General features: G+C 41.5%; 17 protein-coding genes and 1 tRNA gene. 12 read left to right on the top strand and 6 right to left on the bottom strand.

What is annotated here, in order from left to right; genetic code table 11:
- The 10 genes from B155_RS0111685 to rpoC all read left to right on the top strand — a co-directional run.
- Positions 1–690: EF-Tu C-terminal domain-related protein (locus B155_RS0111685; RefSeq protein WP_018128447.1), on the top strand; the 690-nt coding region annotated here is incomplete at its 5' end.
- 67 nt (positions 691–757) lie between these two features.
- Positions 758–830 (top strand) — tRNA-Trp (locus B155_RS0111680).
- 23 nt (positions 831–853) lie between these two features.
- On the top strand, positions 854–1,036 hold the full coding sequence (gene secE, locus B155_RS0111675; RefSeq protein ID WP_018128446.1) for a preprotein translocase subunit SecE: 183 nt from the start codon (positions 854–856) through the stop codon (positions 1,034–1,036).
- A gap of 2 nt (positions 1,037–1,038) precedes the next feature.
- On the top strand, positions 1,039–1,596 hold the full coding sequence (nusG, locus tag B155_RS0111670; RefSeq protein WP_018128445.1) for a transcription termination/antitermination protein NusG: 558 nt from the start codon (positions 1,039–1,041) through the stop codon (positions 1,594–1,596).
- Positions 1,597–1,673: 77 nt separating this feature from the next.
- Positions 1,674–2,105, top strand: coding sequence for a 50S ribosomal protein L11 (gene rplK / locus B155_RS0111665; protein WP_018128444.1), 432 nt, complete (start codon positions 1,674–1,676; stop codon positions 2,103–2,105).
- A 12-nt stretch (positions 2,106–2,117) separates the two neighbouring features.
- Positions 2,118–2,816 (top strand): 50S ribosomal protein L1, encoded by a 699-nt coding sequence (rplA, locus tag B155_RS0111660; protein ID WP_018128443.1) that lies wholly within the window; start codon positions 2,118–2,120, stop codon positions 2,814–2,816.
- A 16-nt stretch (positions 2,817–2,832) separates the two neighbouring features.
- Positions 2,833–3,354: a 50S ribosomal protein L10 gene (gene rplJ / locus B155_RS0111655; protein WP_018128442.1), complete on the top strand. Its 522-nt coding sequence runs from the start codon at positions 2,833–2,835 to the stop codon at positions 3,352–3,354.
- 60 nt (positions 3,355–3,414) lie between these two features.
- Positions 3,415–3,795 carry a 50S ribosomal protein L7/L12 gene (gene rplL, locus B155_RS0111650; RefSeq protein ID WP_018128441.1) on the top strand — a complete coding sequence of 127 codons (381 nt, stop codon included), beginning with the start codon at positions 3,415–3,417 and terminating at the stop codon, positions 3,793–3,795.
- Between the two features lie 145 nt (positions 3,796–3,940).
- Positions 3,941–7,756 carry a DNA-directed RNA polymerase subunit beta gene (rpoB, locus tag B155_RS0111645; protein ID WP_018128440.1) on the top strand — a complete coding sequence of 1,272 codons (3,816 nt, stop codon included), beginning with the start codon at positions 3,941–3,943 and terminating at the stop codon, positions 7,754–7,756.
- Between the two features lie 31 nt (positions 7,757–7,787).
- Positions 7,788–12,089: a DNA-directed RNA polymerase subunit beta' gene (gene rpoC, locus B155_RS0111640; RefSeq protein ID WP_026167340.1), complete on the top strand. Its 4,302-nt coding sequence runs from the start codon at positions 7,788–7,790 to the stop codon at positions 12,087–12,089.
- A 92-nt stretch (positions 12,090–12,181) separates the two neighbouring features.
- Here rpoC and B155_RS0111635 read toward each other — a convergent pair whose 3' ends face one another.
- The 6 genes from B155_RS0111635 to B155_RS0111610 all read right to left on the bottom strand — a co-directional run bounded on the left by B155_RS0111635 (position 12,182) and on the right by B155_RS0111610 (position 21,864).
- Entirely contained in the window at positions 12,182–13,219 is a 1,038-nt protein-coding gene (locus tag B155_RS0111635) for a WD40/YVTN/BNR-like repeat-containing protein (RefSeq protein WP_018128438.1), read from the bottom strand.
- Positions 13,216–13,689 (bottom strand): RidA family protein, encoded by a 474-nt coding sequence (locus B155_RS0111630; protein ID WP_157464860.1) that lies wholly within the window; start codon positions 13,687–13,689, stop codon positions 13,216–13,218. Before B155_RS0111630 ends, B155_RS0111635 begins: the two co-directional genes overlap by 4 nt.
- A gap of 126 nt (positions 13,690–13,815) precedes the next feature.
- On the bottom strand, positions 13,816–14,121 hold the full coding sequence (locus B155_RS0111625) for a YtxH domain-containing protein (RefSeq protein WP_018128436.1): 306 nt from the start codon (positions 14,119–14,121) through the stop codon (positions 13,816–13,818).
- Positions 14,122–14,215: 94 nt separating this feature from the next.
- Entirely contained in the window at positions 14,216–17,350 is a 3,135-nt protein-coding gene (locus tag B155_RS0111620; protein ID WP_018128435.1) for an efflux RND transporter permease subunit, read from the bottom strand.
- A gap of 22 nt (positions 17,351–17,372) precedes the next feature.
- Positions 17,373–20,501 (bottom strand): efflux RND transporter permease subunit, encoded by a 3,129-nt coding sequence (locus B155_RS0111615; protein WP_018128434.1) that lies wholly within the window; start codon positions 20,499–20,501, stop codon positions 17,373–17,375.
- A 1-nt stretch (position 20,502) separates the two neighbouring features.
- On the bottom strand, positions 20,503–21,864 hold the full coding sequence (locus tag B155_RS0111610) for an efflux RND transporter periplasmic adaptor subunit (protein ID WP_018128433.1): 1,362 nt from the start codon (positions 21,862–21,864) through the stop codon (positions 20,503–20,505).
- A 172-nt stretch (positions 21,865–22,036) separates the two neighbouring features.
- Between B155_RS0111610 and fsa the strand changes: the two genes are divergently transcribed.
- Positions 22,037–22,699: a fructose-6-phosphate aldolase gene (fsa, locus tag B155_RS0111605; protein WP_018128432.1), complete on the top strand. Its 663-nt coding sequence runs from the start codon at positions 22,037–22,039 to the stop codon at positions 22,697–22,699.
- A gap of 175 nt (positions 22,700–22,874) precedes the next feature.
- A complete protein-coding gene (locus tag B155_RS0111600; protein WP_040368527.1) occupies positions 22,875–25,046 on the top strand; it encodes an acylase in 2,172 nt (723 codons plus the stop codon).
- Positions 25,047–25,065: the final 19 nt, after the last annotated feature.

Below are 25,065 nucleotides of genomic sequence, written 5' to 3'. Positions count from 1 at the left end.
GAGATTCCAGTAATTCAAGGTTCTGCTTTAGGCGCGCTTAACGGCGAGGCACAGTGGGAAGAGAAAGTAGTTGAGTTAATGGCTGCTGTAGATGAGACGATCCCGACTCCAGAGCGTGATGTAGACAAAGCGTTCCTAATGCCAGTAGAGGATGTATTCTCTATNACTGGACGTGGAACAGTAGCTACAGGNCGTATCGAGCGTGGTGTGTTGAAGCTAAACGATGAGATTGAGATTGTAGGTATCGTAGAAGCACCGATGAAGAGTGTTGTTACAGGTATCGAGATGTTCCGTCGTCTACTTGACCAAGGTCAAGCGGGTGATAACGCAGGTATTCTTCTNCGTGGTATCAACAAAGAAGACATTCAGCGTGGAATGGTATTATGTAAGCCAGGCTCAATCACTCCACACAAGCAGTTTGAGTGCGAGGTATACGTACTAAGTAAAGATGAAGGTGGGCGTCATACTCCATTCTTCAAAGGCTACCGCCCGCAGTTCTACTTTAGAACTACAGACGTAACAGGAGCATGTGAGCTTCCAAGTGGCGTTGAGATGGTAATGCCTGGTGATAATGTGAAGTTGAGCGTTGAGCTCATTCAGCCAGTGGCGATGGAAGAAGGTCTGCGTTTCGCAATTCGCGAAGGTGGACGTACTGTAGGCGCTGGTGTGGTAACTAAAATCTTAGATTAAGTACTACCGGCTTTATTGAATTGCGGTTTAAGAGTAGGCAGTTTTCTGTCTACTCTTCCGCGTATAAACGGGCGTAGCTCAGCTGGTAGAGCACTGGTCTCCAAAACCAGGTGTCGGGAGTTCGAGTCTCTCCGCCCGTGCTAATATTATAATAAGAAGCATAATGGCTAAACTATCAGGTGTTTTTGATGGCGTTGTAAATGAGTTTAAGAAAGTGGCATGGCCTACTCAAAAAGAACTCATTGATAACACAATCATAGTTATTGTTTTCTCGATCATCCTTTCTGTTTTCATTTTCGGAGTTGATCAAGTTTACAGTACCGCTTTAGAATTTATCTACAAGTAATAATGAGTAACGATTTAGTGCATGACTGGTATGTAGTTCGCTGTTTTTCCAGTCATGAAAAAAAAGTAAAAGAGTTTCTTGATCGCGAGATAGAAGAGCAAGGGCTTAGTGATAAAGTGCAAGAGGTTCTTGTACCTACTGAGACTGTGGTTGAAATTCGCGGTGGTAAGAAAAAGACCAGAGAGAAGAACTTCTTTCCTGGGTATATACTTTTGAATACGCACTATGACGAAGAAGTTAACAACCTTGTACAAAGCGCACCTTCTTGCCTTGGTTTTTTGAAAGTTGGTAAAGAGCAACTTATACCGCAGCCATTAAAGAAGCACGAAGTAAAGAGAATTATAGGTCGAGTTAAAGAGACCGGAGAAGAAATGCAAAATATCGAGATCCCATACAGTGAAGGGGATCTTGTTAAAGTTATTTCGGGACCATTCAAAGATTTTGATGGAACCGTGCAGGAAGTAAACACCGATAAGTTAAAATTGAGAGTGTTGGTATCCATATTTGGACGCCGTACCCCTGTAGAAGTAGACGTGAACCAAGTGGAATCGGCTACTTAATTAAACAAAGAAACTAGTTGATACTAGCTATTACGCAACCAAACAGAAGTTACTAATCATTAGGATCCTGAGAATCCATGGCTAAAAAAGTTGAAAGAATCCTGAAGCTCCAGATTGTTGGTGGACAGGCAAACCCTGCCCCTCCTGTTGGACCGGCTCTCGGTCAAGCGGGCATTAATATCATGGAGTTTTGTAAAGCCTTTAACGCTAAGACTCAGGAAAAAGCCGGTACTGTAATACCTGTTGAGATTACTGTGTACGCTGATAAGTCTTTTACGTTTAAAACGAAGACTCCACCAGCACCTGTACTTCTCTTGAAAGCAGCGAAATTAAAGTCCGGATCAGGTGAACCTAACCTTAAGAAGGTTGGTACTGTAACCTGGAGCCAATGCAAAGAGATCGCACAAGAAAAAATGGAAGACTTAAATGCGTTTGACATTGAAGCTGGTGCTGAGATGATTGCAGGTACGGCTCGTAGTATGGGTCTTAGAGTAAATCGCGATAAATAAGGAATTGTGATCATGGCAAAAAGAGGAAAGAAATACGAACAAGCCGTGGCACTAGTTAATCCGGAGATTGAATATTCTCTGGAGGAAGCATGTGATCTGGTTAAAAAGACATCGAGTACAAATTTTGACTCGTCGATTGATATCGATATCCGTTTGGGTGTTGATCCAAGACACGCTGATCAAATGGTACGTGGAACTGTGAGTTTACCTCATGGAACTGGTAAAGATGTACGTGTTTTAGCGCTCGTTAACGAGTCTAAACAAGATGAAGCCAGAGAAGCAGGTGCCGATTATGTTGGTATGGATGATTACATCAAGAAAATTGAAGAAGGTTGGGCGGAGATCGACGTGATCATCGCAACACCTGATGCAATGGGAAAACTCGGTAAACTAGGACGTTTCCTAGGACCTCGAGGATTGATGCCAAACCCAAAAAGTGGAACGGTTACTATGGATGTAGCTGACGCTGTTAAACAAGTAAAAGCAGGTCAGATTGATTTCCGTGTTGATAAATTCGGAATTCTACATACATCAGTAGGTAAAGCAAGTTTCGACGCAACCAAATTGAAAGAAAACGCAGAAGCGTTTCTATCAACGGTAATGCGCTTGAAGCCAGCGTCCGCAAAAGGGCTATACGTGAAAAGTGTTTTCATGAGTAGCACAATGGGGCCAAGCATTCCTATAAGCAGAACCGCAGTTACATCCCTATAATAGGAGGAATTGAATTATGCCTACTGCAGAAAAAAAAGCAGTTCTAGACGAAATCACGGAAAACCTGAAAAAGGCTAATGGCCTTTATATCACTAAGTATTCAGGTATGTCTGTGGCCGACGCTAACGAACTGCGTGGAGAATTCCGTAAGGGGAATATCTTCTACAAAGTGTACAAGAACAAGCTTATGAAGCTTGCTATGGAAGAAATCGGTGGATACGATAAAGTATTACCATCGTTAGTAGACCAAAACGCTTTTGCATTTGTTGAGGATGAATTATCTGCGCCAGCTAAAGTATTAAAAGAGTTTACCAAGGATAAAAAGAAGCCTGAGTTCAAAGCCGCATACATTGACGGTGAGTACTACAGTGCTGATAAATTGGAAGCTCTAGCCGCAATGAAGTCGAAAGACGAAGTTATTGGCGATATACTTGGCTTATTGATGTCACCTGCTACCAACGTAGTGAGTGCACTAACTGCACAAGGTTCAAACCTTGTTGGTGCTGTTAAAACTATTGCCGAAAAAGGCGAAGAATAATCCTTTTACAACTGTCGAAAGACAACAAAATTTTACTTTTAAAAACAACTGGAGATAAAAATGGCTGACGTAAATAAACTAGCTGAAGAGCTTGTCAACCTAACTATCAAAGAAGCAAACGAACTAGCTAAAGTTCTTGAAGAAGAATACGACATCAAACCAGCTGCTGCAGCTGTTGCTGTTGCAGGCCCTGCAGGTGGCGGAGACGCTGCTGGTGGAGCTGAAGAAAAAACAGAATTCGATGTTGTTCTTGAATCTGCTGGTGCTAAGAAAATTGCTGTGATCAAAGAAGTTCGCGGTATTACAGGTCTTGGCCTAAAAGAAGCAAAAGAACTAGTTGACGGCGCGCCTAACACCATCAAAGAAGGTGTTTCTAAAGACGAAGCTGAAGACATCAAAGCTAAGCTTGAAGAAGCTGGAGCTACTGTAGAGCTTAAATAAGCGTGCTTTTATATTTCGTTGGTAGCCAATATCGTGAAAACGGTATTGGCTATTGGCGTCTATACTCATTAACCCCGTGTTATAAGGGGTTTTTACCGTTCATATTACCTTCAACAAAAAGGAGAGGTTCCTTTTGAGCAAGAAGATGCAAACTATTCCCAATACGGATCGCCTGTCTTTTGGGCGCACTAAAGAAGTTTTAGAATACCCGGATTTTCTGGATATCCAATTAGAGTCGTTCGAGAAATTCGTTCAGCTTGATATTGCACCGAATGAGCGTGCAAATCAAGGGCTACAGCGAATTTTCATGGAAAATTTTCCGATTCAGGATACTCGTGAAACGCACATACTCGAATTTTTATACTACAATGTAGACGTTCCGAGGTATACTATAAAAGAATGTCAGGATCGAGGACTAACCTACTCTGTTCCACTGAAGGCAAAATTAAGACTATCATCTGTGGATGATAGCGATGAAGCTAGTGAAACGATTGAACAAGAAGTGTTCTTAGGAGACCTTCCTTGGATGACCAATCGTGGTACTTTCATCATTAATGGTGCTGAGCGTGTTATCGTATCTCAGCTACACCGTTCACCTGGTGTATTCTTCGGCCAATCATTACACCCGAATGGTACTCAGCTGTATTCAGCTCGTGTAATTCCATTTAAAGGTTCTTGGATTGAGTTTACCACAGATATCCGTGATGTACTTTGGGCTTATATCGATAGAAAGAAAAAGATTCCTGCAACCACTTTATTGCGTGCGTTGGGTTTCTCTTCCGACTTAGACTTATTAAGCATTTTTGCTCTTTCTGAAGAAGTTAAAGTAGGAACTAAAGCCAACTTCAATAAGAATCTGGTAGGTCGTAGACTTGCGCAGAATATCATTGTTGAAGAAATGGAAGAAGTTGTTGATGAAGAAACGGGTGAAGTAACAGAAGCTCTGAATCGCAAAATCATTTTTGAACGCGATCATGAGTTAACAGAAGACGATTACGGCATGTTTGCTGAAATCGATCAAAAAACTGTTTTATTACAAACTATTTCAGCGGAAGAGTCTGAGCGTTCAGTAATCATGAACACGCTTAGAAAAGATCCAACTTGGGATGAGACTTCTGCACTTGGCGAAGTATACCAGCAGATCCGTTCTGGTGAAATGCCTGATCCTGAAACAGCTCGCGCTATTCTAGAGCGTCTGTTCTTCAGTGATAAGAAATATGATCTTGGTGAAGTAGGACGTTACCGTCTAAACAAACGACTTCGCCTAGAAGGCAACGAAGATGTTCAGTACCTATTGAAGGAAGACATCGTTGCTATTATTAAAGAGGTAATCCGCCTTAAGAATATGAAATCTCAAGTTGATGATATTGATCACTTGAGTAACAGACGTGTTCGTACAGTAGGCGAGCAGTTAGGCCAGCAGTTTGCAATTGGTCTTGCTCGTATGGCTCGTACTATTAAAGAGCGTATGAACTCGCGTGATGCTGAGCAGTTAACTCCACAAGATCTTGTGAATGCTCGTACTATTTCGAGTGTAATTAACACATTCTTTGGTACTAACCAGCTTTCTCAGTTTATGGATCAAACCAATCCACTTGCTGAGCTAACTCACAAACGTCGTATGTCGGCTCTTGGACCTGGTGGTCTTACAAGAGAGCGTGCAGGTTTCGAGGTTCGTGATGTTCACTACACGCATTATGGTCGTTTATGTCCGATTGAGACTCCTGAGGGCCCGAACATTGGTCTTATCTCGTCTCTATGTATTCACGCGAAAGTGAATGACTTCGGATTTATTGAAACTCCATACCGTCGCATTAAAGACAATAAAGTATCGAAAGATGTTGAGTACTTAGCGGCTGAGCAGGAAGATGAAACAGTTATTGCACAGGCCAACGCTGAATTAGATGAAAGCGGTAAGTTTGTGAACGAAGCGGTATTCTCGAGAATGCGCGAAGGTAACTACCTGTTAGCGAAGTCGGATGAAATCGAGTACATGGATGTTGCAACAAACCAGATTACATCCCTTGCAGCTGCGCTGATCCCATTCATCGAACATGATGATGCAAACCGTGCATTGATGGGCTCTAACATGCAGCGTCAAGCCGTGCCACTGCTTCGCCCTGAAGCACCTGTAGTAGGTACCGGCTTGGAGCATCGTGCTGCGAGAGATTCACGTGCTATCATCACTGCTGAAGCAAATGGTGAAGTAGTATATGTATCAGCAACTGAGATTCGTATCAAATACGACCGTTCTGAATTAGAGCAAAATTGCTACTTCGACGGTGGTATTAAAACGTATGTACTTGAGAAGTTTACAAGAACAAACCAAGATACTTGTACTAACCAACGTGCTATTGTAAAAGTAGGCGACAAGGTTAAAAAAGGACAAGCAATCGCGGATGGTTGTTCAACGGATGGTGGTGAGCTTGCACTAGGTCGTAACTTATTAGTGGCTTTCATGCCATGGAGAGGTTACAACTTTGAGGATGCTATTGTAGTAAGTGAGCGCATCGTTCAAGATGATATTTATACTTCTATTCACATTACTGAGTTCGAACAACAAGTTCGTGACACAAAACGTGGTGAAGAAGAATTAACTCGTGAGATTCCTAACGTGAGCGAAGAAGCTACACGTAATCTTAACGAGAAAGGGATGATTCGCATTGGTGCTAAAGTAAATCCAGGCGATATCCTAGTTGGTAAAATCACTCCAAAAGGTGAAACAGATCCAACACCAGAAGAAAAATTACTACGCGCTATTTTCGGTGATAAAGCAGGTGATGTAAAAGATGCTTCTCTAAAAACACCTCCGGGCGTTTCAGGGACTGTTATCAATACAAAACTGTTTAGCCGTAAGCGTGATGAGTTAGTATCTCGCAAAGAAGAGAAGAAACGCGTTGAACAAGAAAAAGAGCGTCATTCTCAGAAACTAGCTGAATTGAATCAGCAGTGGGCAGACAAGATGTACTCTTTGCTTAGAGATAAAACTTCTCCAGGAGTATACGACTACAGTAATGTAGAATTGATTCCTAAAGGTGAGAAGTACAAGAAATCAGTATTCGAAGAAATTGATCCTGTAAACATCAATGAGAACATTGACTGGGCTACAGATCAAAATCTAGTAGAACACGTTAAGCTATTATTTGCTAACTACCGCGAGTTACGTCGTGAGATTGATAGCGAAGCTAAACGTAGAACCTTCGCCATCCAAGTAGGAGACGAATTGCCTCCTGGAATTATCCAGAAAGCAAAAGTTTATATCGCTAAGAAGCGTAAGCTTCAAGTAGGTGATAAGATGGCGGGTCGTCACGGTAACAAAGGTGTGGTTGCTAAGATTGTACCACAGGAAGACATGCCGTTTATGGCAGATGGTACTCCTGTTGATATCTGTCTAAACCCACTTGGTGTACCTTCTCGTATGAACTTAGGTCAGATTTATGAAACCATTCTAGGATGGGCTGCTAAGAAACTTAACGTTACTTTCGCATCACCAATTTTTGATGGTGCGACCATGGATGACGTAAAAGGTCAATTAAGAGAAGCAGGCTTACCTGAAGATGGACGTGTTAACCTATACGATGGTAGAACGGGAGAAGCATTCTCTCAGAAAACTACGGTTGGTTACATTTACATGATCAAACTGAATCACTTAGTTCAAGATAAGATGCACTCTCGTTCAATCGGGCCATACTCTCTTATTACTCAGCAGCCGTTGGGTGGTAAAGCACAGTTTGGTGGCCAGAGACTTGGTGAGATGGAGGTTTGGGCACTATATGCTTATGGTGCTTCAAGTATCCTGAAAGAAATGCTCACTGTGAAGAGTGACGACGTTAAAGGACGTTCCAAAGTTTATGAAGCCATTGTAAAAGGTGAGAACCTTCCTGATGGAGACGTACCAGAATCATTCAAGGTATTACTTCGAGAGCTTATGGGTCTCGGTCTTGAAATACATTTACAATAATCACTGTTAATAAAGTATTGGAGGAATACCCTTGCCTATAACTAAAACATTAGCAGTTACAAACGACTTCAACAGCATCGGAGTATCACTTGCTTCCGCTGAGACTATTTTGTCCCGTTCACACGGCGAAGTTCTTACACCTGAAACTATCAACTACAGAACCTTTAAGCCGGAGATGGATGGTCTTTTCTGTGAAAAGATCTTTGGACCGGTTAAAGATTACGAATGCCACTGCGGTAAATACAAGCGTATTCGTTACAAAGGTATTATCTGTGACCGTTGTGGTGTTGAAGTAACAAGAAAGGCTGTACGTCGCGAGCGTATGGGCCACATCACACTAACAGTGCCTGTTGTACACATTTGGTACTTCAAGTCTCTACCAAACAAGATTGCCTACTTATTAGGCCTTTCTTCTAAAAACTTAGATAGAATTGTTTACTACGAGACTTTCGTAATCATCAACCCTGGGGTAGCAAGAGATCTTGGCTACGCAAAAGGGGATATGATTTCTGAAGAAGAGAAGTACGATATCCTAGATCAACTTCCGGAAGACAACGATGAGTTAGAGGATGATGATGAGGATAAGTTCATAGTAAAAGAGGGTGCTGATGCCATTGCGGCAATGCTAGCAGACCTCGACTTAGATGAGTTAGCTTACCAGTTACGTTATGAGGTGAAGCACGAGACTTCGCAAATGCGTAAAAAGAAGAAGCTAAAGCGTCTTCAAGTAATTGAATCATTTAGAGCAGCTGCAGAACACACTGAAAACCGTCCTGAATGGATGTGCCAGAGTGTAATTCCGGTAATTCCACCAGAATTGCGCCCACTAGTACCTCTTGAAGGTGGCCGTTTTGCAACATCAGATCTAAACGACCTATACCGTCGTGTGATTATTAGAAACAACCGTCTGAAGAGACTGATGGACATTAAAGCTCCTGATGTAATTCTTCGTAACGAGAAGCGTATGCTTCAAGAAGCGGTTGATTCACTATACGACAACTCACGTAAATCAAATGCGGTTAGAAATAACAACCGTCCATTGAAGTCGTTGAGTGACATGCTTAAAGGTAAGAGCGGTCGTTTCCGTCAAAACCTTCTTGGTAAGCGTGTTGATTATTCAGGTCGTTCTGTAATTGTAGTTGGCCCAGAGTTGAAGATGCACGAATGTGGTCTTCCAAAAGAAATGGCCGTTGAGCTCTACAAACCATTTATTATCCGTCGCTTAATCGAGCGTGGATATGTGAAAACAGTTAAGAGTGCGAAAAAAGTAGTTGATCGTAGAGATCAAGTAGTTTGGGAAGTACTGGAGAATGTGATTGATGGACACCCGGTGATGCTTAACCGTGCACCGACCCTTCACAGACTTGGTATTCAAGCATTCCAACCTGTTCTTATTGAAGAAAAGGCAATCCGTTTACACCCACTCGCATGTACGGCATTCAATGCCGATTTCGATGGTGATCAGATGGCCGTTCACTTACCATTAAGCCATGATGCTGTTCTTGAAGCATCGGTATTAATGCTGGGTTCTCATAACATTATGAGCCCTGCAAACGGTGGACCTATTGCGGTACCTTCTCAGGATATGATTTTGGGTCTTTACTACCTCACAAAGCCAGCTAATGGTAAGAAAGGGGAAGGAAAGAACTTCGCTAATACTGATGAAGTATTAGTAGCATTTGATCAAGGACAAATTGAACTACATGCTAAGATCAACGTTCGTATTCAGAAAACTGATGAGAATGGTGAGCCAACTTCAGAAGTAATTAAAACATCTACGGGCCGTGTAATCTTTAACGAGATTGTACCAACCGAGATGGGCTTTATCAACAAAACTCTTGGTAAAAAAGAGCTACGTGTGTTGATTGGCGATATTCATGGTATGGTAGGTACCTCACGTTGTGCGGCCTTCCTAGATGACATGAAGAAATTAGGTTATGAAAACGCAACCCTTGGTGGTCTATCGTTTAGCCTTGATGATATCATTATCCCAGATGCCAAAGCGAACCTTATTAATGGTGCTAAGGACGAAGTAAGTGATATTCAAGGTCGTTATGAGATGGGTTTCATCACTGATAACGAGCGTTATAACCAGGTAATTGATAAGTGGACAAGTACCACAAACAGAGTGTCTGAAACACTCTTTACTGCGCTAGCCGAAGATCGTGAAGGGTTTAACCCAGTATTCATGATGGCCGACTCAGGTGCGAGGGGTTCGAAAGAACAGATTCGTCAGTTGGGTGGTATGCGTGGTTTGATGGCAAAGCCGCAGAAAAGCTCGATGCAGCAGGGTAATGAGGTAATTGAGAATCCGATTCTATCTTCTTTCAAAGAGGGTCTATCGGTACTTGAGTACTTTATCTCTACTCACGGTGCTCGTAAAGGTCTTGCCGATACTGCACTAAAAACTGCCGATGCGGGTTACCTAACTCGTCGTCTGGTTGACGTTTCTCAGGATGTGATTATCACTGAAGACGATTGCGGTACTCTACGTGGTATTAGAATGTCTGCACTTAAGGATAATGAAGATATTATTGAGCGATTAGAAGACCGTATTATTGGTCGTTTCTCTCTACATGATATTTATGATCCAATCTCAGATGAGTTACTTTGCGAAGCAAATCAGATGATCGACGAAGGCGTTGCCAAGAAGATCGCTGAAACTTCTATCGAAGAAGTAGAAATCCGTTCTGTACTTACATGTGAAACCGGTCGCGGTGTATGTGCTAAGTGTTACGGACGTGATCTTGCTCGTGGTACAGTAGTTGAGAAAGGGGAAGCAGTAGGTGTTATTGCAGCTCAGTCGATTGGTGAGCCGGGGACACAGCTTACTCTACGTACCTTCCACGTTGGTGGTACGGCATCTCGTCTAGAGGCAGATTCACAGCACAAAGCTAAATTCGACGGTAAAGTTGAGTTCGAAAACATCCGCGTTGTTGTATACAACGATGGTGAAGAAGAGCACAATGTTGTATTAAGCCGTGCAGGTGAAATCAAGATTGTTAATGAAGAAGGTAAAGTCCTCATCAACTATAACGTGCCTTACGGTTGCGAAATGATGGTTGAAGATGGCGATATGGTGCCTAAAGGAGCTCAGTTATGTAAGTGGGATCCTTATAACGCCCTTATCTTCTCAGAAATTGACGGTACTATTGAGTACAAAGATATCATTGAAGGTCTAACTTTCACTGAAGATACTGATGCTCAAACAGGTCACCGTGAGAAAGTAATCGTTGACTCTAAAGACCGTACTCTAGTACCTACTTTAGCAGTTAAAGGCGATAAAGATATTCTACGCGAAAGCACACTTCCAGTAGATACACACATTACCGTTGATGATGGTGAGAAAGTATTTGCAGGTCAGGTGATTGCTAAGATTCCTAGAGCGACTTCAAAATCGAAAGATATTACCGCGGGTCTACCTCGTGTGACGGAGCTATTCGAAGCTCGTTCACCAAGTGATCCAGCTATCGTATCTGAGATTGATGGTATCGTTGAAATGGGTGGTCGTAAGCGTGGTTCTCAAGAAGTATTCGTTCGTTCTAAAGACGGTACTGATGAGAAAAAGTATCTAATTTCACTAAGCAAGCACATTCTTGTTCAGTCTAATGACTTCGTGAAAGCTGGTCAGCCATTATCTGATGGTACTATTCCAGCTCAGGATATTCTAAATATCCTCGGGCCATACGCTGTACAGTCTTACTTAGTAAATGAGATTCAGGAAGTATACCGTCTGCAGGGTGTAAAAATTAACGATAAGCACATTGAAGTTATCGTAAGCACCATGATGCAGAAAGTTGAAATCACTGATCCAGGTGATACGATGTTCCTTGAAGGCGACAAAGTAGACCGTTTCGAAGTGAACAACCGTAACGATGAGTTAATTGGTAAGTTTGTTGTAACCGAAGTTGGTGGCAGTGAGCTTAAGAAAGGAAAAATCCTAGATCGTCGTCAAGTACGCGATATCAACAACCAGTTAATCAAAGACGGTAAAGAAGAAATCCAAACGCGTGAAGCGGAACCAGCAATCTCTCGTCCTATCCTATTGGGTATTACAAGAGCTGCACTTTCTACTGAAAGTTGGTTATCTGCTGCTTCTTTCCAGGAAACTACGAAAGTACTTACTCAGGCTTCTATCGAGGCTAAGAAAGACTTCTTACGTGGACTGAAAGAAAACGTAGTGGTAGGACACAAAGTACCAGCTGGTACGGGTCTACGTGATTACAACGATATCATCGTTGGATCTACTGTTGACGAAGATGAAAGTGATGCGGAAGTAGCTGAGGTTTTCGAAACCTTAGGCGGAAGCGAAGATGATAATGCTGAAGCATAAATCATTCGCACTAACATCTATCCTATAGATTATGAAGCCCCTTCCAACCGAAGGGGCTTTTTTATGCATATATAATAGTGTAGAAGGTTAAGCTACCATTCCATACGAGCAATTTTCTCATGGCCCGCTAACCATGCGTGGTTTCCACTTTTTGAAAATCTTATAGTATAAAAATTATCATTTGACATCTTTTCCCAACTTATACCACCATCACTAGAATAAGAGATACCGGGTGTGCCAACGGCAATAATCTCTTTAGCATTACTATTGGGGAGGTACCGAATAGAAGACCTATACCCCGGTGATTGGCCATCAGCGATAAGTTGCCAGGTTTTTCCTCCATCCGATGTAATCGCTTTGTTCGATACATTCATTTCTTTATCCGACCAATCCCCTCCAATAATGACACCATGCATCGTATCATAAAAATGAAGCGAGAATATCCCAGTCATTTGCCCGCCTGAAATAATAGGTGTATCAAATACTTCCCAAGAAGTGCCAGCATCCGTACTTCTGAAAACACGAGCATCCATTCCACCACTTACTACCCAGATGGTTTCATCAATCATTTGAACATTGGAGTTACTGGCTGCAAAACCTGCCTCACCCTCAACGGTAGGTGGTAAATTATCACAGGGTATCTTATTCCATGACTCTCCATAATCTTGTGATATAATGATAGACAAACACCCGTCGGTTGGATCACCCATCGCTACACCAAGTCCACTTTCGTTAAAAGTAAGTGCGTCATAAAATACATTAGGGTGTTCCTCAGTATATACTAAACTCCAATCCTTCCCTTGATTGGATGATTTGTACAGTAATGCTGGGTTGGCAATACTGAGTACAAATATGGACCCATCGTAGCTTGCAATTGATCTAAACTCAGGAGTAAGGGTGTCATAGCTTAGTGTATCAAAGCTCCAGGTCATCCCAGAATTAGTTGTATGCCCTACAATTCCATCATTGGCAGCAAACCATACAGTACTATCATTCAGGACCTCTAAAGCCCGTATACTAAGTCCCTGCATATCTTGAGTGGTTATGGTGAAGTCAGTTATCGGCTTCGATGGGGATGTACAGTTAGTATTCCCCAAAGCTAGGATTGTGATATAAAAGAGATACTTCATTTTACTGCCGAGAGCTTAATCTCAACCTTTGCGTTAATTGGAAGGGCGCTTACTTCAACTACAGCTCGTGCTGGAGGGTTTTCTGGGAAATAAGTGACGTAAATATCATTGAATGCACTATAATTATCCATGTCATCTAGAAAAACTTGGGCTTCAACAACATCCGAAAGCTCATAACCAGCAGCATTTAAAATGGACTGTATGTTCTTAATAGTTTGATGGGTTTGGGAAGCTAAATCATCGCCAGCTAGCGCTTGTTTCTCAATGTCGTAACCAACTTGGCCTGATACAAATATATGATTACCAACCTGAATCGCTTGTGAGTAAAGTGGAGATGCAGGACGTCCTTCCACTTGAATAACTTTGCGTTCCATACTATAGTTCTCACTGTGCTTCATGACTTCAACGTCGGAATGGGTACAAGAAAGAATAAGAATAGGTAATAGGAGTAGGGTAGTTAGGTGTTTCATTAATGGCAATATTTGAATGATTATAGGTAACAGAAGGAGTTACTTATTGCCATCTAGAAAATCAAGACATAAAAAAACCCACTTTGAAATAAAGTGGGTTTTTAAAAATTGGTTTGAGCTTAGTGCTTAACCTTTAGAAACACCTTCGATACTCTCTAATAGCCCTTCAGCTTCTTTGATGAGATCATCCGCTTTTTGCTTGGCTTCTAATACTACCTTGTCGCCTTTGTCTTTGGCTTCAGAGATTAGGTGTTGTTTCTCAGCTCTAAGCTGTTCAATCAGATCATTCAATTCATCACGGTAATTGCTCAATTGATAAGAAAGTTTATCTCTTGTGTTTTTACCGGTGTCAGGTGCGTATAAAAGTGCTAATACAGTACCCGCTAATGCACCTGTTAATAATCCTGCTAAAAAATTTCCTGACTTGTTCATAACTAAATCCTTTTAAGTAATCCTTTTAATACTCTAACAAGAATACTTAATAGTAGTTCCAAAAACTATCGATACAGTGAAATATTTTTTAAAATTAATGTTCTTTGATCATATCAGATTTTAAGCCCTTGCGGGTAAAATTTTTCTTAATCCACACTATAACTTGTTTAAAGCCTACTGAGATAGCAGGGGTAATAAACAAGGTGAAGATTACGCCAAAGAATAATCCACCAATTACGGTTTTAGCTAATGGTGACCATATTTCAGAGCCAGACCCTAGTTCTAGTGATAGAGGGATCATAGAGCATATAGTGGTTATAGCGGTTAGTAATATTGGGCGCATTCTACGCTTACAAGCATCCAGAATACCCAATATAAAAGGAGATCCATCGCTTAAATCATAAGCAATTCCTCGAGTTCTCAAATGCATATAATCCACTAGTACAATTCCGTTATTCACGATTATACCCACTAACATAAAGAGACCGATGTTACCCGTAGTACTTAATGGTGAGCCTAAGATGATAAGCGATAACAGCGCACCAAAAATCGCCATAGGAATACATAACCAAATTACGAAGGGGTCGCGGAAGTTCTCGAATAGAGATGCCATAATCATGAACATAAGTACAAGAGCGGCTAAACCAGCGTAAAGGAATTGCATCATACCTTCCTGAGTTTCGCGAGTGGCTCCTGTAAATTCATATCTATAGCCTTCGGGCATTACCACTTCGGCTTCAATATAATCCGTGATCATCTGTCGGTATTCGTTAGCATCGCCGTTAAACTGAATGCTTACATCTAATAAAATCTCACGGTTTCTCTTCTGATAAGAATCTACACCTTTAGTGGGTTTGAATTCACCAACTGCCATTACAGGTACTCGTTGGTCTTCATATTGAAGTACTTCTAAGTCGAAAAGGTCTTCACGTGATTTTAGAGAGTTTTTTGCAGTACGAATTTCAATAGGTATTTCACGACCTGCTACACGGAAGTATCCTGCTTGATTCCCAAGAGTCTGAGTTCGAAGGGCATTAGCTACATCCCGAACACCTGCATTCATGAGCCCAACACGGTTTCTGTCAATGATGAACTGAAGCTCTGGTGTTGGATCTGTTCGCCCATTATCAACGGATGTGATATTGGGATCCTCTAAGAACTTATCTTCAATTTTCTTGGATATCTTAAGTAATTCGGTCATCTCAGGGCCAATTAAACTCAATCGAATAGAGCCACCACCTGACCTAAATCCTCTTCCTCCAAAGTTGAATCCACCACCTTCAACGGATGCTCGTACCGACACCCCAGGGGATGTAAGCTCTTGCCTAATACTAGCAGCGAGTTCATTACTCGTGATAGTTCGTTCTTCTAGTGGAACCAGTTTAAGAGTAAAACTCCCGCGATTGGTTTGCTCTGAAAATCTACTTCTACCAATAGAGGAAACAACCGTTTCAATTTCTTCTTTAGCTAAAAGCTGTTGCTCAAATTGATCCATCACTTCGATGGTCTTAACTAAACGAGTTCCTTCTGCAAGTGTGATGTTCACATCCACTTCACCTGAATCTGTTTCAGGGAAACCTTCTTTTGAAATATTTTGGAATAGAAAAACAGTACCAATAATAATCCCCATCAATAATAAAGAGGGAATCCATTTATGGCGCAATAACCATTTTAGAATTAGCCCATAGCCACCTTCAAGTTTATGGATGGCCTTAAACATGAAGTTACGCTTATTGAACTGCTTGCCATCCAATACTAATACCGAAAGTACAGGTACAAGAATTACAGATGAAAGGAATGAAATGGTAATCGCAAAGCTGATGGTGATAGCGAATTCTTTAAAGAATATTCCTTGAATTCCGGTTATCATCGTAATCGGAATAAATACACCGAGTGTTGTAAGGGTTGAACCTAGTAATGGTCCCACTACTTCATTGGTTCCTGTTAAAGCCGCTTCAAAACGATCCATACCGTCTTCAAGTTTCCGAGCGATACTTTCAGCTACTACAATCGCATTGTCTACAAGTAAACCGATTGCAAGAGCTAAAGCTGATATGGTAAAGATGTTCAAAGTTAAATCAGCCGCATACATGGTTGCAAAGCTGGTAGCAATAGACACAGGAATAGAGGTAGCAACTACTAAGGAAATTCTCCAACCTCCCATAAATATCAGAATAACGAGGATCACTACAATTAGTGCTCCAAGGGCAGATTGAGCAAGATTATTTATGGAATCTTCAATGGATTGTCCTTCATCAGAAAGAATTTGAAGAGTTACTCCCGGTGGTAATATTTCATTGATTTCCGGAACGGCTTCTTTTACCGCATTAACTACATCAAGTGTGTTGGCATCGGAGTTTTTTTGTACTTCTATAGAAACACTATTATTGCCATTTACCTTTACCAAGCTGGTTACTTCTGTAAAGCCATCGGATACATCTGCAACGTCTTCTACTCGAATAGGAATACCGTTTTCAGATACTTTAACAATCGTTTTCTTAATCTGCTCAACACTTTCATATAGAGATTCTGCTCGCACACTATAGCTGATATTTTGAGCTACAATGTTACCGATAGGCAATTGAGTGTTATTAGAGCTAATCGCATTTTCTAACTCAGCAGGTACAATATTATGCTGAGCCATAGCCATGGGGGTAATGTCTACATAGATACGACGCTCAAGTCCACCTCGTGTATCAGCGGATGCTAAACCAACAATACGCTCTAAATTAGGCTCCACCATATCGATGGCTAAATTCCTAAGCTCATCAAGCCCTCGTAGAGAAGAGTTGATACTTAGCTGCATGATAGGCCTACTTTCAGGATCAAATTGGAAGATAACTGGTTCACGTGCCTGAGCAGGTAAATCATCTCGAATCTGATCAATGGCCTTCTGAACTTTTAATTCCGTCTCACGAATATCGGTTCCTTCGTATAACCGTAGAATCACAAAAGCACTTCCACGGCTTACTCGTGCATCAAGAGATTCTATACCTTCAATTGCAGATACAGCTCCTTCAATAGGGGTAACGATTAATCGGTCGATGTCCTCAGGGGCTACATTCTGATATCCTGAAGAAATTGCAAGTACCGGTATATTTAAACTTGGGAAAAGTGTAACTCTCAAGTTCGTAAGCGAAAACACTCCAAAACCCACTAAGATCAAAGTACACATGATCACAGTGATTGGACGTTTTAAGAAGCCATCAGTAAGCGTTGGTTTTTTCATAATGTTACCTCTATTGAGAACTTTAAACGGTCACTTGCTTTGATTCTTCAAGGGGATCAATCTTATTCACCGACTCAAACCCCATATTCTCTACCCCTTTATTGATCATTTTGTAGATACAAGGCACCACAAAAAGCATCAGGATGGTAGACATCGTAAGTCCACCAATTACGGTTCTAGCCATAGGACTCCAAGTCTCAGAACCTGAACCAAGTTCAAGGGCAAGTGGCACCATAGAGAGAATTGTAGTGAGTGCGGTCATTAAAATTGGTCGTAGTCGACGAGTGGCACCTTTCAAGATGGCATCATGGCGACTATTACCACGCGACTGTAAAATCTTGATGTAGTCAATCATCACAATACCATTGTTCACCACAATACCAGACAACAGTATCAACCCAACCATGGAGGTTACACTAATAGCTGTTCCAGTAATGCCTAACATGATTAACACACCTGACAGTGCAAGTGGAATGGTAAAAATGATGATAAATGGCTCAACTAAACTTTCGAACTGAGAGGCCATTACCATGTAGGTTAAGATACCTGCAATTGCGAAGGCGATAAGTAAGAAGTTGAACGACTCCGCTTGTTCTTCAGCGGAACCAGCTAAGGCGTATCTGTATCCATCAGGCCACTCAATGTCATTAAGAAGCGTTCGAGCTTCAGCAGTAGCTGATTTTAAATCAACGCCGTCTAGCTCAGTCATAATTTCAACTACTCGTTCTTGGTTGATACGAGTTACATTGGTTGGACCTGTATAACGCTCAATGCGCGCGAGGTTACTTAAAGGCAACCATTGCCCACCTGCGGTTTGAATTTGAATGTCTTGAAGGTCTGTAGAAGCAGCTTTTTGGCGCGGGTCTAATTCTACCTTGACCTCGAACTCAACTCCTTGATCTACGAAACTGGTAGCGATGTTACCCTGAACAGCATCACTTACGGCACTAGCAACTTGATTGGTGGTCATACCAACCAAAGAAATACGTTCGCGATCCATAATAAGGCGCAGTTCTGGTCTACCTTGATCAGCTGTACTATATGCGCTTAATACACCATCAATTTGAGTTATTTTTTCCTTCACTCCATCTGAAAGTTCCTTTTTCACTTCAGGATCAAAACCAAAAATCTGTACGATTAATCCATTTTCACCGTCTGGGCTTAATGGATCTTGAATGATCTCTTGAATGTCTACACCAGGAACAATACTTAGCTTGTTGATGATATCGCTGGCAATCTCAAACTGCGTTCTATCTCTTTGATCCTGTGGAATAAGCTCGACACGAACAGTACCTGTAAAGCCACCAGGATTATCAGCTCCTTCAATACCTTCTTTATCACCATAGTCAGAAACGATGATGCGTGCTTCAGGGATCTCTTGTTGAATGATAGATTCTACCTGAAGAATTGATCGCTCAAGCTCCAATAAACTCACCCCAGGCTCTCGGTTAACTTGTAGTGTAAATGCATTCTCATCTACACGTGGGAAGAACTCACCACCTAGAAAATTAAATATAGGTAGTGTAATCACGAAGAATAGAAATGCTGAGAATACTATTAAACCACTCTTGTTAAGTGCTTTGTCGAGTTTCTTGGAATAAGATGCTTCGAGTCGATCTAGCGTACGGCTAAAAAAATCAGCGATTTTGTTTTGGCTTTCGAATGAACGCTCACCGTCTTTAAAAAACTGCGAAGTCATCATTGGAATAAGCGTTAATGCAACCAGTGATGAAACGGAAAGCGAGAATGAGATAGTTAGTGCAAGGTCTCGGAATAGGAAGCCTGCAATGCCCGGTACAAAAAGAATAGGTAGGAATACAACTAGGGTAGTTAAGGTTGAAATAACTACTGGCACAGCCACCTCTTTGGCACCCATTATGGCTGAGTCTTTGCGGTTATAACCTTCTTCTCTAAATCGGAATATGTTTTCCAGTACTACAACGGCATCATCCACAACAAGCCCAACAGCAAGGGTTAAACCTGAAAGCGAAATGATGTTTAAACTTAACTCTGCGAAGTCCATCACCGCAAAGGTGGTGATAATGGATACTGGAATCGAAATGGCAATAATAAGTGCCGATCTTCCACTTCTTAAAAAGGCTAACAGAATTAGGATAACAAGAATAATAGCCTGAATACCTGTTAACAATAAGTTTTGAATCGAAGACTTAATGAATTCAGCTTTATCGGTAAGAATTTTTACCTCAACATCAGCAGGCAAACTCTTCTTAATTTCATCTAAACTTTCAATAATCGCTTCTGAAGCTACTACTACATTGGCATCGCTTTGGCGGTAAACATTTAGGATCACACCGTCTTTTCCATCAATCTTAACGTTGCCTATAGGTTGTGCGATTCCATCTTCTACTTTAGCTACATCTCGCAAGAATAGGGATTGGCCATCACGAACTGCAACAATGGTGTTTTTAATCTGCTCTACACTTTTAAGTTCACCCATCGTACGAAGCGAGTAAACCGTGTTGCCTTCCGTTAACTGCCCAGCAGGAATTTGAATGTTTTCAGCGGCAAGTTTATTCGAAATCTGAGCAATAGTTAAGTTATAGAAACGCATTTTTTCGTTGTCTATAACCACATTAATCTGACGCTCTAATCCACCCGACGTTTCTGCTGATGCGATGCCGTTTACACGCTCGATGCGTTGCTCAAGAATTTGAGTGGCATAGGTTCTTAAGTCGCGTGGACTTCGTGCATCGGAAGTAACCGCAAGAACAACAATAGGTTCTTGGTTGGGATCATAACTAAATACCAACGGTGTTTCTGCATCCCTTGGGATAGCTCGACTTACAAAACTAAGTTGTTTTCGAACATCGTTTTCAGCTTCATAGAGATCAATGCCCCAGTTAAAACTAAGTTTTACTACGGAAGCCCCTTGGCTTGAAAGTGAACGAACACGACGTATACCACTAATACTTCCTACTTGCTCTTCAATAGGGCGAGTGATTAGGGTCTCCATATCTTCAGGGGCTACCCCTTCATAACTGGTATAAACAGTGATGGTTGGAAACGATACATCAGGATATAGATTCAGACGCAGCTGAAGCACTCCGAATACCCCAAACCCGATAAGAATCAGGCTGGTCATTAAAAAGGTTATAGGCCGCTGTACGGCTAATTTTGATAAGCCACCCATCTTAATTACTCGCTGTATTAGCGTTACGTAAACTATCCATCAAAGCACGGCGCTCTTCTTGATTCATGTTCTGCATGCGCTCTCTTAGCTTCGTACGATCTTCTTCACTCATATTTCCACCAGCACGAGCAGCACCGCCCGCACCTCTTTGGCGATTTGGTTGATCCGTGTTGCTATCAACTGTTTGTTGAGTAGGTGATTGGAAACTAGCACCTGAGGCTACTCTAATTTTTCCACCATCTTGTAATCCGTTTTGCCCCGTAACTACGATTTGTTCGCCTGGCCTTAAACCACCTAATACTTCAAGTTTGTCTCCTTGTTCAATGCCTAGATCAAGTTTGCGCAGTTCAGCAACAGAATCGCCAACCGACACAAACACAGAATATGTTCGGTCTAACTGAATAGTGTTTGATTCAGGGTCTACCACAGTTTCTACTTTTTCTACTAATGCACTACGAGAAACTACTATAGCCCGTGGTTTATTCACGATATCAATTACCGTTTCAGTTAATACGCCGGGGTAAATTGAAGAACCAATCTCTGTTAAGGTAATTACAACTTCACCTAAACCCGTTGTAGGATCTAATTGTGGGCTTTTACGTGAAACCACTCCTGAAGCCGTTGCTTCAGCTTCACTAGAAACTCGAAGCTTAACAGGTTGCCCTATTTTTACTACTCTCCAGTCTTGAACAGGTAAATATACTCTAGTTTCGTAGCCAACTAGGTTAGCAATTTCGTACAGCGCTTGCCCTGCACTTGCGATATCACCTTCAGCGCCATTTCTAGCAATAACTACCCCGCGTACAGGAGACTTCACTTCCGTATTGTTGAAGTTTTCTTGTGCTTGAGTGAGTGATGCTTTGGCTGACTGGTACTGTGATAAACTACTTCTATAAGTAGCGAAGGCATTATCATATTCAGCTTGGCTAATAGAATTGGATTCTAATAAACTCTGCTGGCGAGCAAACTGAGTGCTGTCTCGTTGGATAGCTACTTTAGCCTGCTCAAGTTGAGCCTGTGCTTGATTCAATTGATCTTTGAATGTGGCATCATAAATTTTAGCAAGAATTTGACCTTGGCGAACAGTATCACCTAAATCAGCGTAAATTTTTACTATGCGGTTACTTACTTGAGGGGTTACCGCTACAATATCTTGTGCCTTAATGGTTCCGAATGAACGCACTTGTTCAGCGATAGGCTGTCGTGTTACGGCTTGTGTCTCAACACTTGTAACTCTCCCGCTCCCAAAATTTCCTCCACCAAATCGAGAAAACCGGTCACTATTTGATGATGAATCGTCGTTGCTACCACATCCGATCAGGATTAATGCTAAGGTAGAGGCTAATAAGGTAAATTTATTCACGTCTGTAAAATTGAATTAGTTTTGGGCAAATGACATTTAAGTCACTGAAATAGTTCGCAGTCAATAAAAGAGATATTCAAAAATCCTTGAGAATTGTCGATTTCCTTAATGAATAGCACATTATGATTGCGTATTATTAGACGACAATTTTTCAACAAACTCTCGCTACCGAATGAAATTTTTTATAGACACTGCTAATCTTGAAGAAATCCAAGAAGCCAACAACCTAGGCGTGTTGGATGGAGTAACTACCAATCCAAGCCTTTGTGCTAAAATTGGAGTTAGAGACTTCGAAGGCCACATCAAAAAAATCTGTGATATTGTTGAGGGTGATGTATCAGCAGAAGTGGTTTCAACCACCTATAATGAAATGGTTGAAGAGGGTAGAAAAATCGCTAAAATCGCTGATAACGTAGTTGTGAAAATTCCTCTCATCAAAGATGGAATTAAAGCGATCAAAACTTTTTCTGACGAAGGGATCAAAACAAACTGTACGCTTTGTTTCTCACCAACTCAAGCACTGATTGCCGCTAAAGCAGGTGCTACATATATCTCTCCATTCATGGGGCGTTTGGATGATATCTCAAGCAATGGCTTACAGCTCATCGAAGATATCGTACAGATTTACTTGAATTACGGATTTGGTACAGAAGTACTAGCGGCGAGTATCCGCCACCCAATGCACGTGGTAGAATGTGCTAAAGTAGGTGCAGATGTTGGAACTATGCCACTAAACGTGATCATGGGCATGTTAAAGCACCCACTAACCGACATCGGCTTAGATAAATTCTTACAAGATTGGGACAAACTACAGGAAAGCCTGAAAGAAGGGTAATTCCTTAGTAAACGCACTGTTTTATAAGCCACCTTTAGTTCAATAAGGGTGGCTTTTTTTATGTCGATTATATTAGTCAGCCAAACTGATTGGTTTAAAGCTATTTAGCATATCACTTTTTTACTTTTTTGATTCCCCTGCCTACATTCCGATTCATATCAATTAAAAAATCGCAATGAGAAAAATTTATCTATTACTGTTTTTATTCCTGTTTGGGATCACAGGATGTATGTCGCCAAAGAGCGAGCTGGCTAAAAAAGCCGAAAATATTACCATTATCAGAGATGACTTTGGAGTGCCTCATATATATGGTAAAACCGATGCCGATGCCGTATTCGGGTTAATGTATGCTCAAGCTGAAGATGACTTCAATCGTGTTGAGCGAAATTATATATGGGCCATTGGTCGATTGGCCGAAGTGGAAGGCGAAGATGCAATTTATAGCGATTTAAGAGCTCGCCTTTTCATGACTAAAGAAGAAGCCATTGCAAATTATGAAAACGCACCTGCTTGGCTAAAAGAATTATGTGATGCTTGGGCGGATGGGTTAAACTATTACTTAGAAACACACCCAGAAGTAACACCAAAGCTTATTACTGAGTTTGAACCATGGATGCCAATGTATTTTAGTGAAGGTTCAATCGGAGGGGATATCGAACGCGTTTCAACACGCCGAATCAAAGCCTTTTACGAAAACAATGAGTCGCTTTCACTCAATGAGTTTGGAAACGGCCTTACAGTAACGGATCCATATGAAGAGCCAAAGGGTTCAAATGGAATTGCTATTTCAGGTGAACTAACAGAGTCGGGCAATGCGATGTTGCTTATTAACCCGCACACCTCATTCTATTTTAGAGGCGAAGTACATGCAGTTAGCGAAGAAGGGCTAAATGCTTACGGCGCGGTTACTTGGGGACAATTTTTCATCTACCAAGGATTTAATGAAAAAACAGGCTGGATGCATACTTCAACCTATACGGATGTTATCGATGAATTCAAGCAGGTGATTGAAGAACGCGATGGTAAGAAAATGTATAAGTATGGAGATGAGTGGAGAGAAGTTGAAGAAAAAGAGGTAACCCTGAAGTACAAAGAGGGCGATACCATTAAAGAACGCACCTTCCCAATATACAGAACTCATCATGGACCAATTACTCATATGATTGACGGGCAATGGGTTGCAACCGCGATGATGTGGGAACCTGTTAAAGCTCTAGAACAATCTTATACACGAACAAAAAAGAGCAATCATGATGAGTTCCGTGAAATGATGGACATCAAAACCAACTCATCTAACAACACGGTTTACGCTGATGCTGATGGCAACATCGCTTACTATCATGGAAACTTTATTCCAGTACGGGATGATAACATAGATTACACCAAACCGGTGGATGGAAGTGATCCTGCTGCCGATTGGCAAGGACTACATCCTGTAGATGAGGCTATTACTCTATTGAATCCGGGCAATGGTTGGATTCAAAATAGTAACTCAACACCATTTACAGCGGCAGCTGAGTTCAGCCCAAAAAAGGAAGATTACCCAAGTTATATGTCTAGAATTCCTGAAAACTTCCGGGGATTGCATTCACGCCGATTACTCCCTGAAGTAGAGAACCTTACTTTGGATGGTTTGATTGAATTAGCGTATAGTCCTTTAGTGCCGGCATTCGATGAGTTGATCCCAGGCGTGGTTCGTGCTTACGATCAGTCATCAAACAAACACGGAGTACCTGCTGAGGCTATTGAAGTATTACGTGATTGGGACTTCACTACAGGCACAGAATCAGTTGCTATGACCATCGCTCACTTTTACGGAATGAACTATATGCGCAATGGGAAGGCGCCTAGCGGGCTAAATATGATTGAACGATTCTCATACTATGGGAATAAAGCTCCATTTAAAGAACGGCTTGAAATCTTAAAAACGACCTTAGATCAGATAGAAGAAGATTTCGGTACATGGAACATCGCTTGGGGTGAAGTGAATCGTTTCCAGCGCTTAGATGGAAGCATTCAGCCTCACTTTGATGACAACCAACCTAGTTTACCAGTTGGCTTTGCCTCGGGTAGATGGGGAGCTTTAGCTTCATATGGTGCTCGAACTTATGACACGAAAAAACTCTACGGTACTTCAGGGAATAGCTTTGTAGCGGTAGTAGAGTTTGGCGAGAAAGTAAAAGCGAAAAGTATCCTAGCCGGTGGACAAAGTGGGGATCCAGACTCACCACATTTCTACGATCAAGCACAGCCTTATATTGATGTAGACTTTAAGGATGTTGCCTACTACAGAGAAGATGTAGAAGCACGTGCTAAAGAAACGTACAAGCCGGGTAAGAGAAACTAATTAAAGAATATCTACCAAA

The sequence above is a fragment of the Balneola vulgaris DSM 17893 genome (assembly GCF_000375465.1).
GTDB lineage: Bacteria > Bacteroidota > Rhodothermia > Balneolales > Balneolaceae > Balneola > Balneola vulgaris.
Note: the sequence above shows the minus strand (reverse complement) of the source record. Positions and strands in the feature narration are given on the sequence as shown.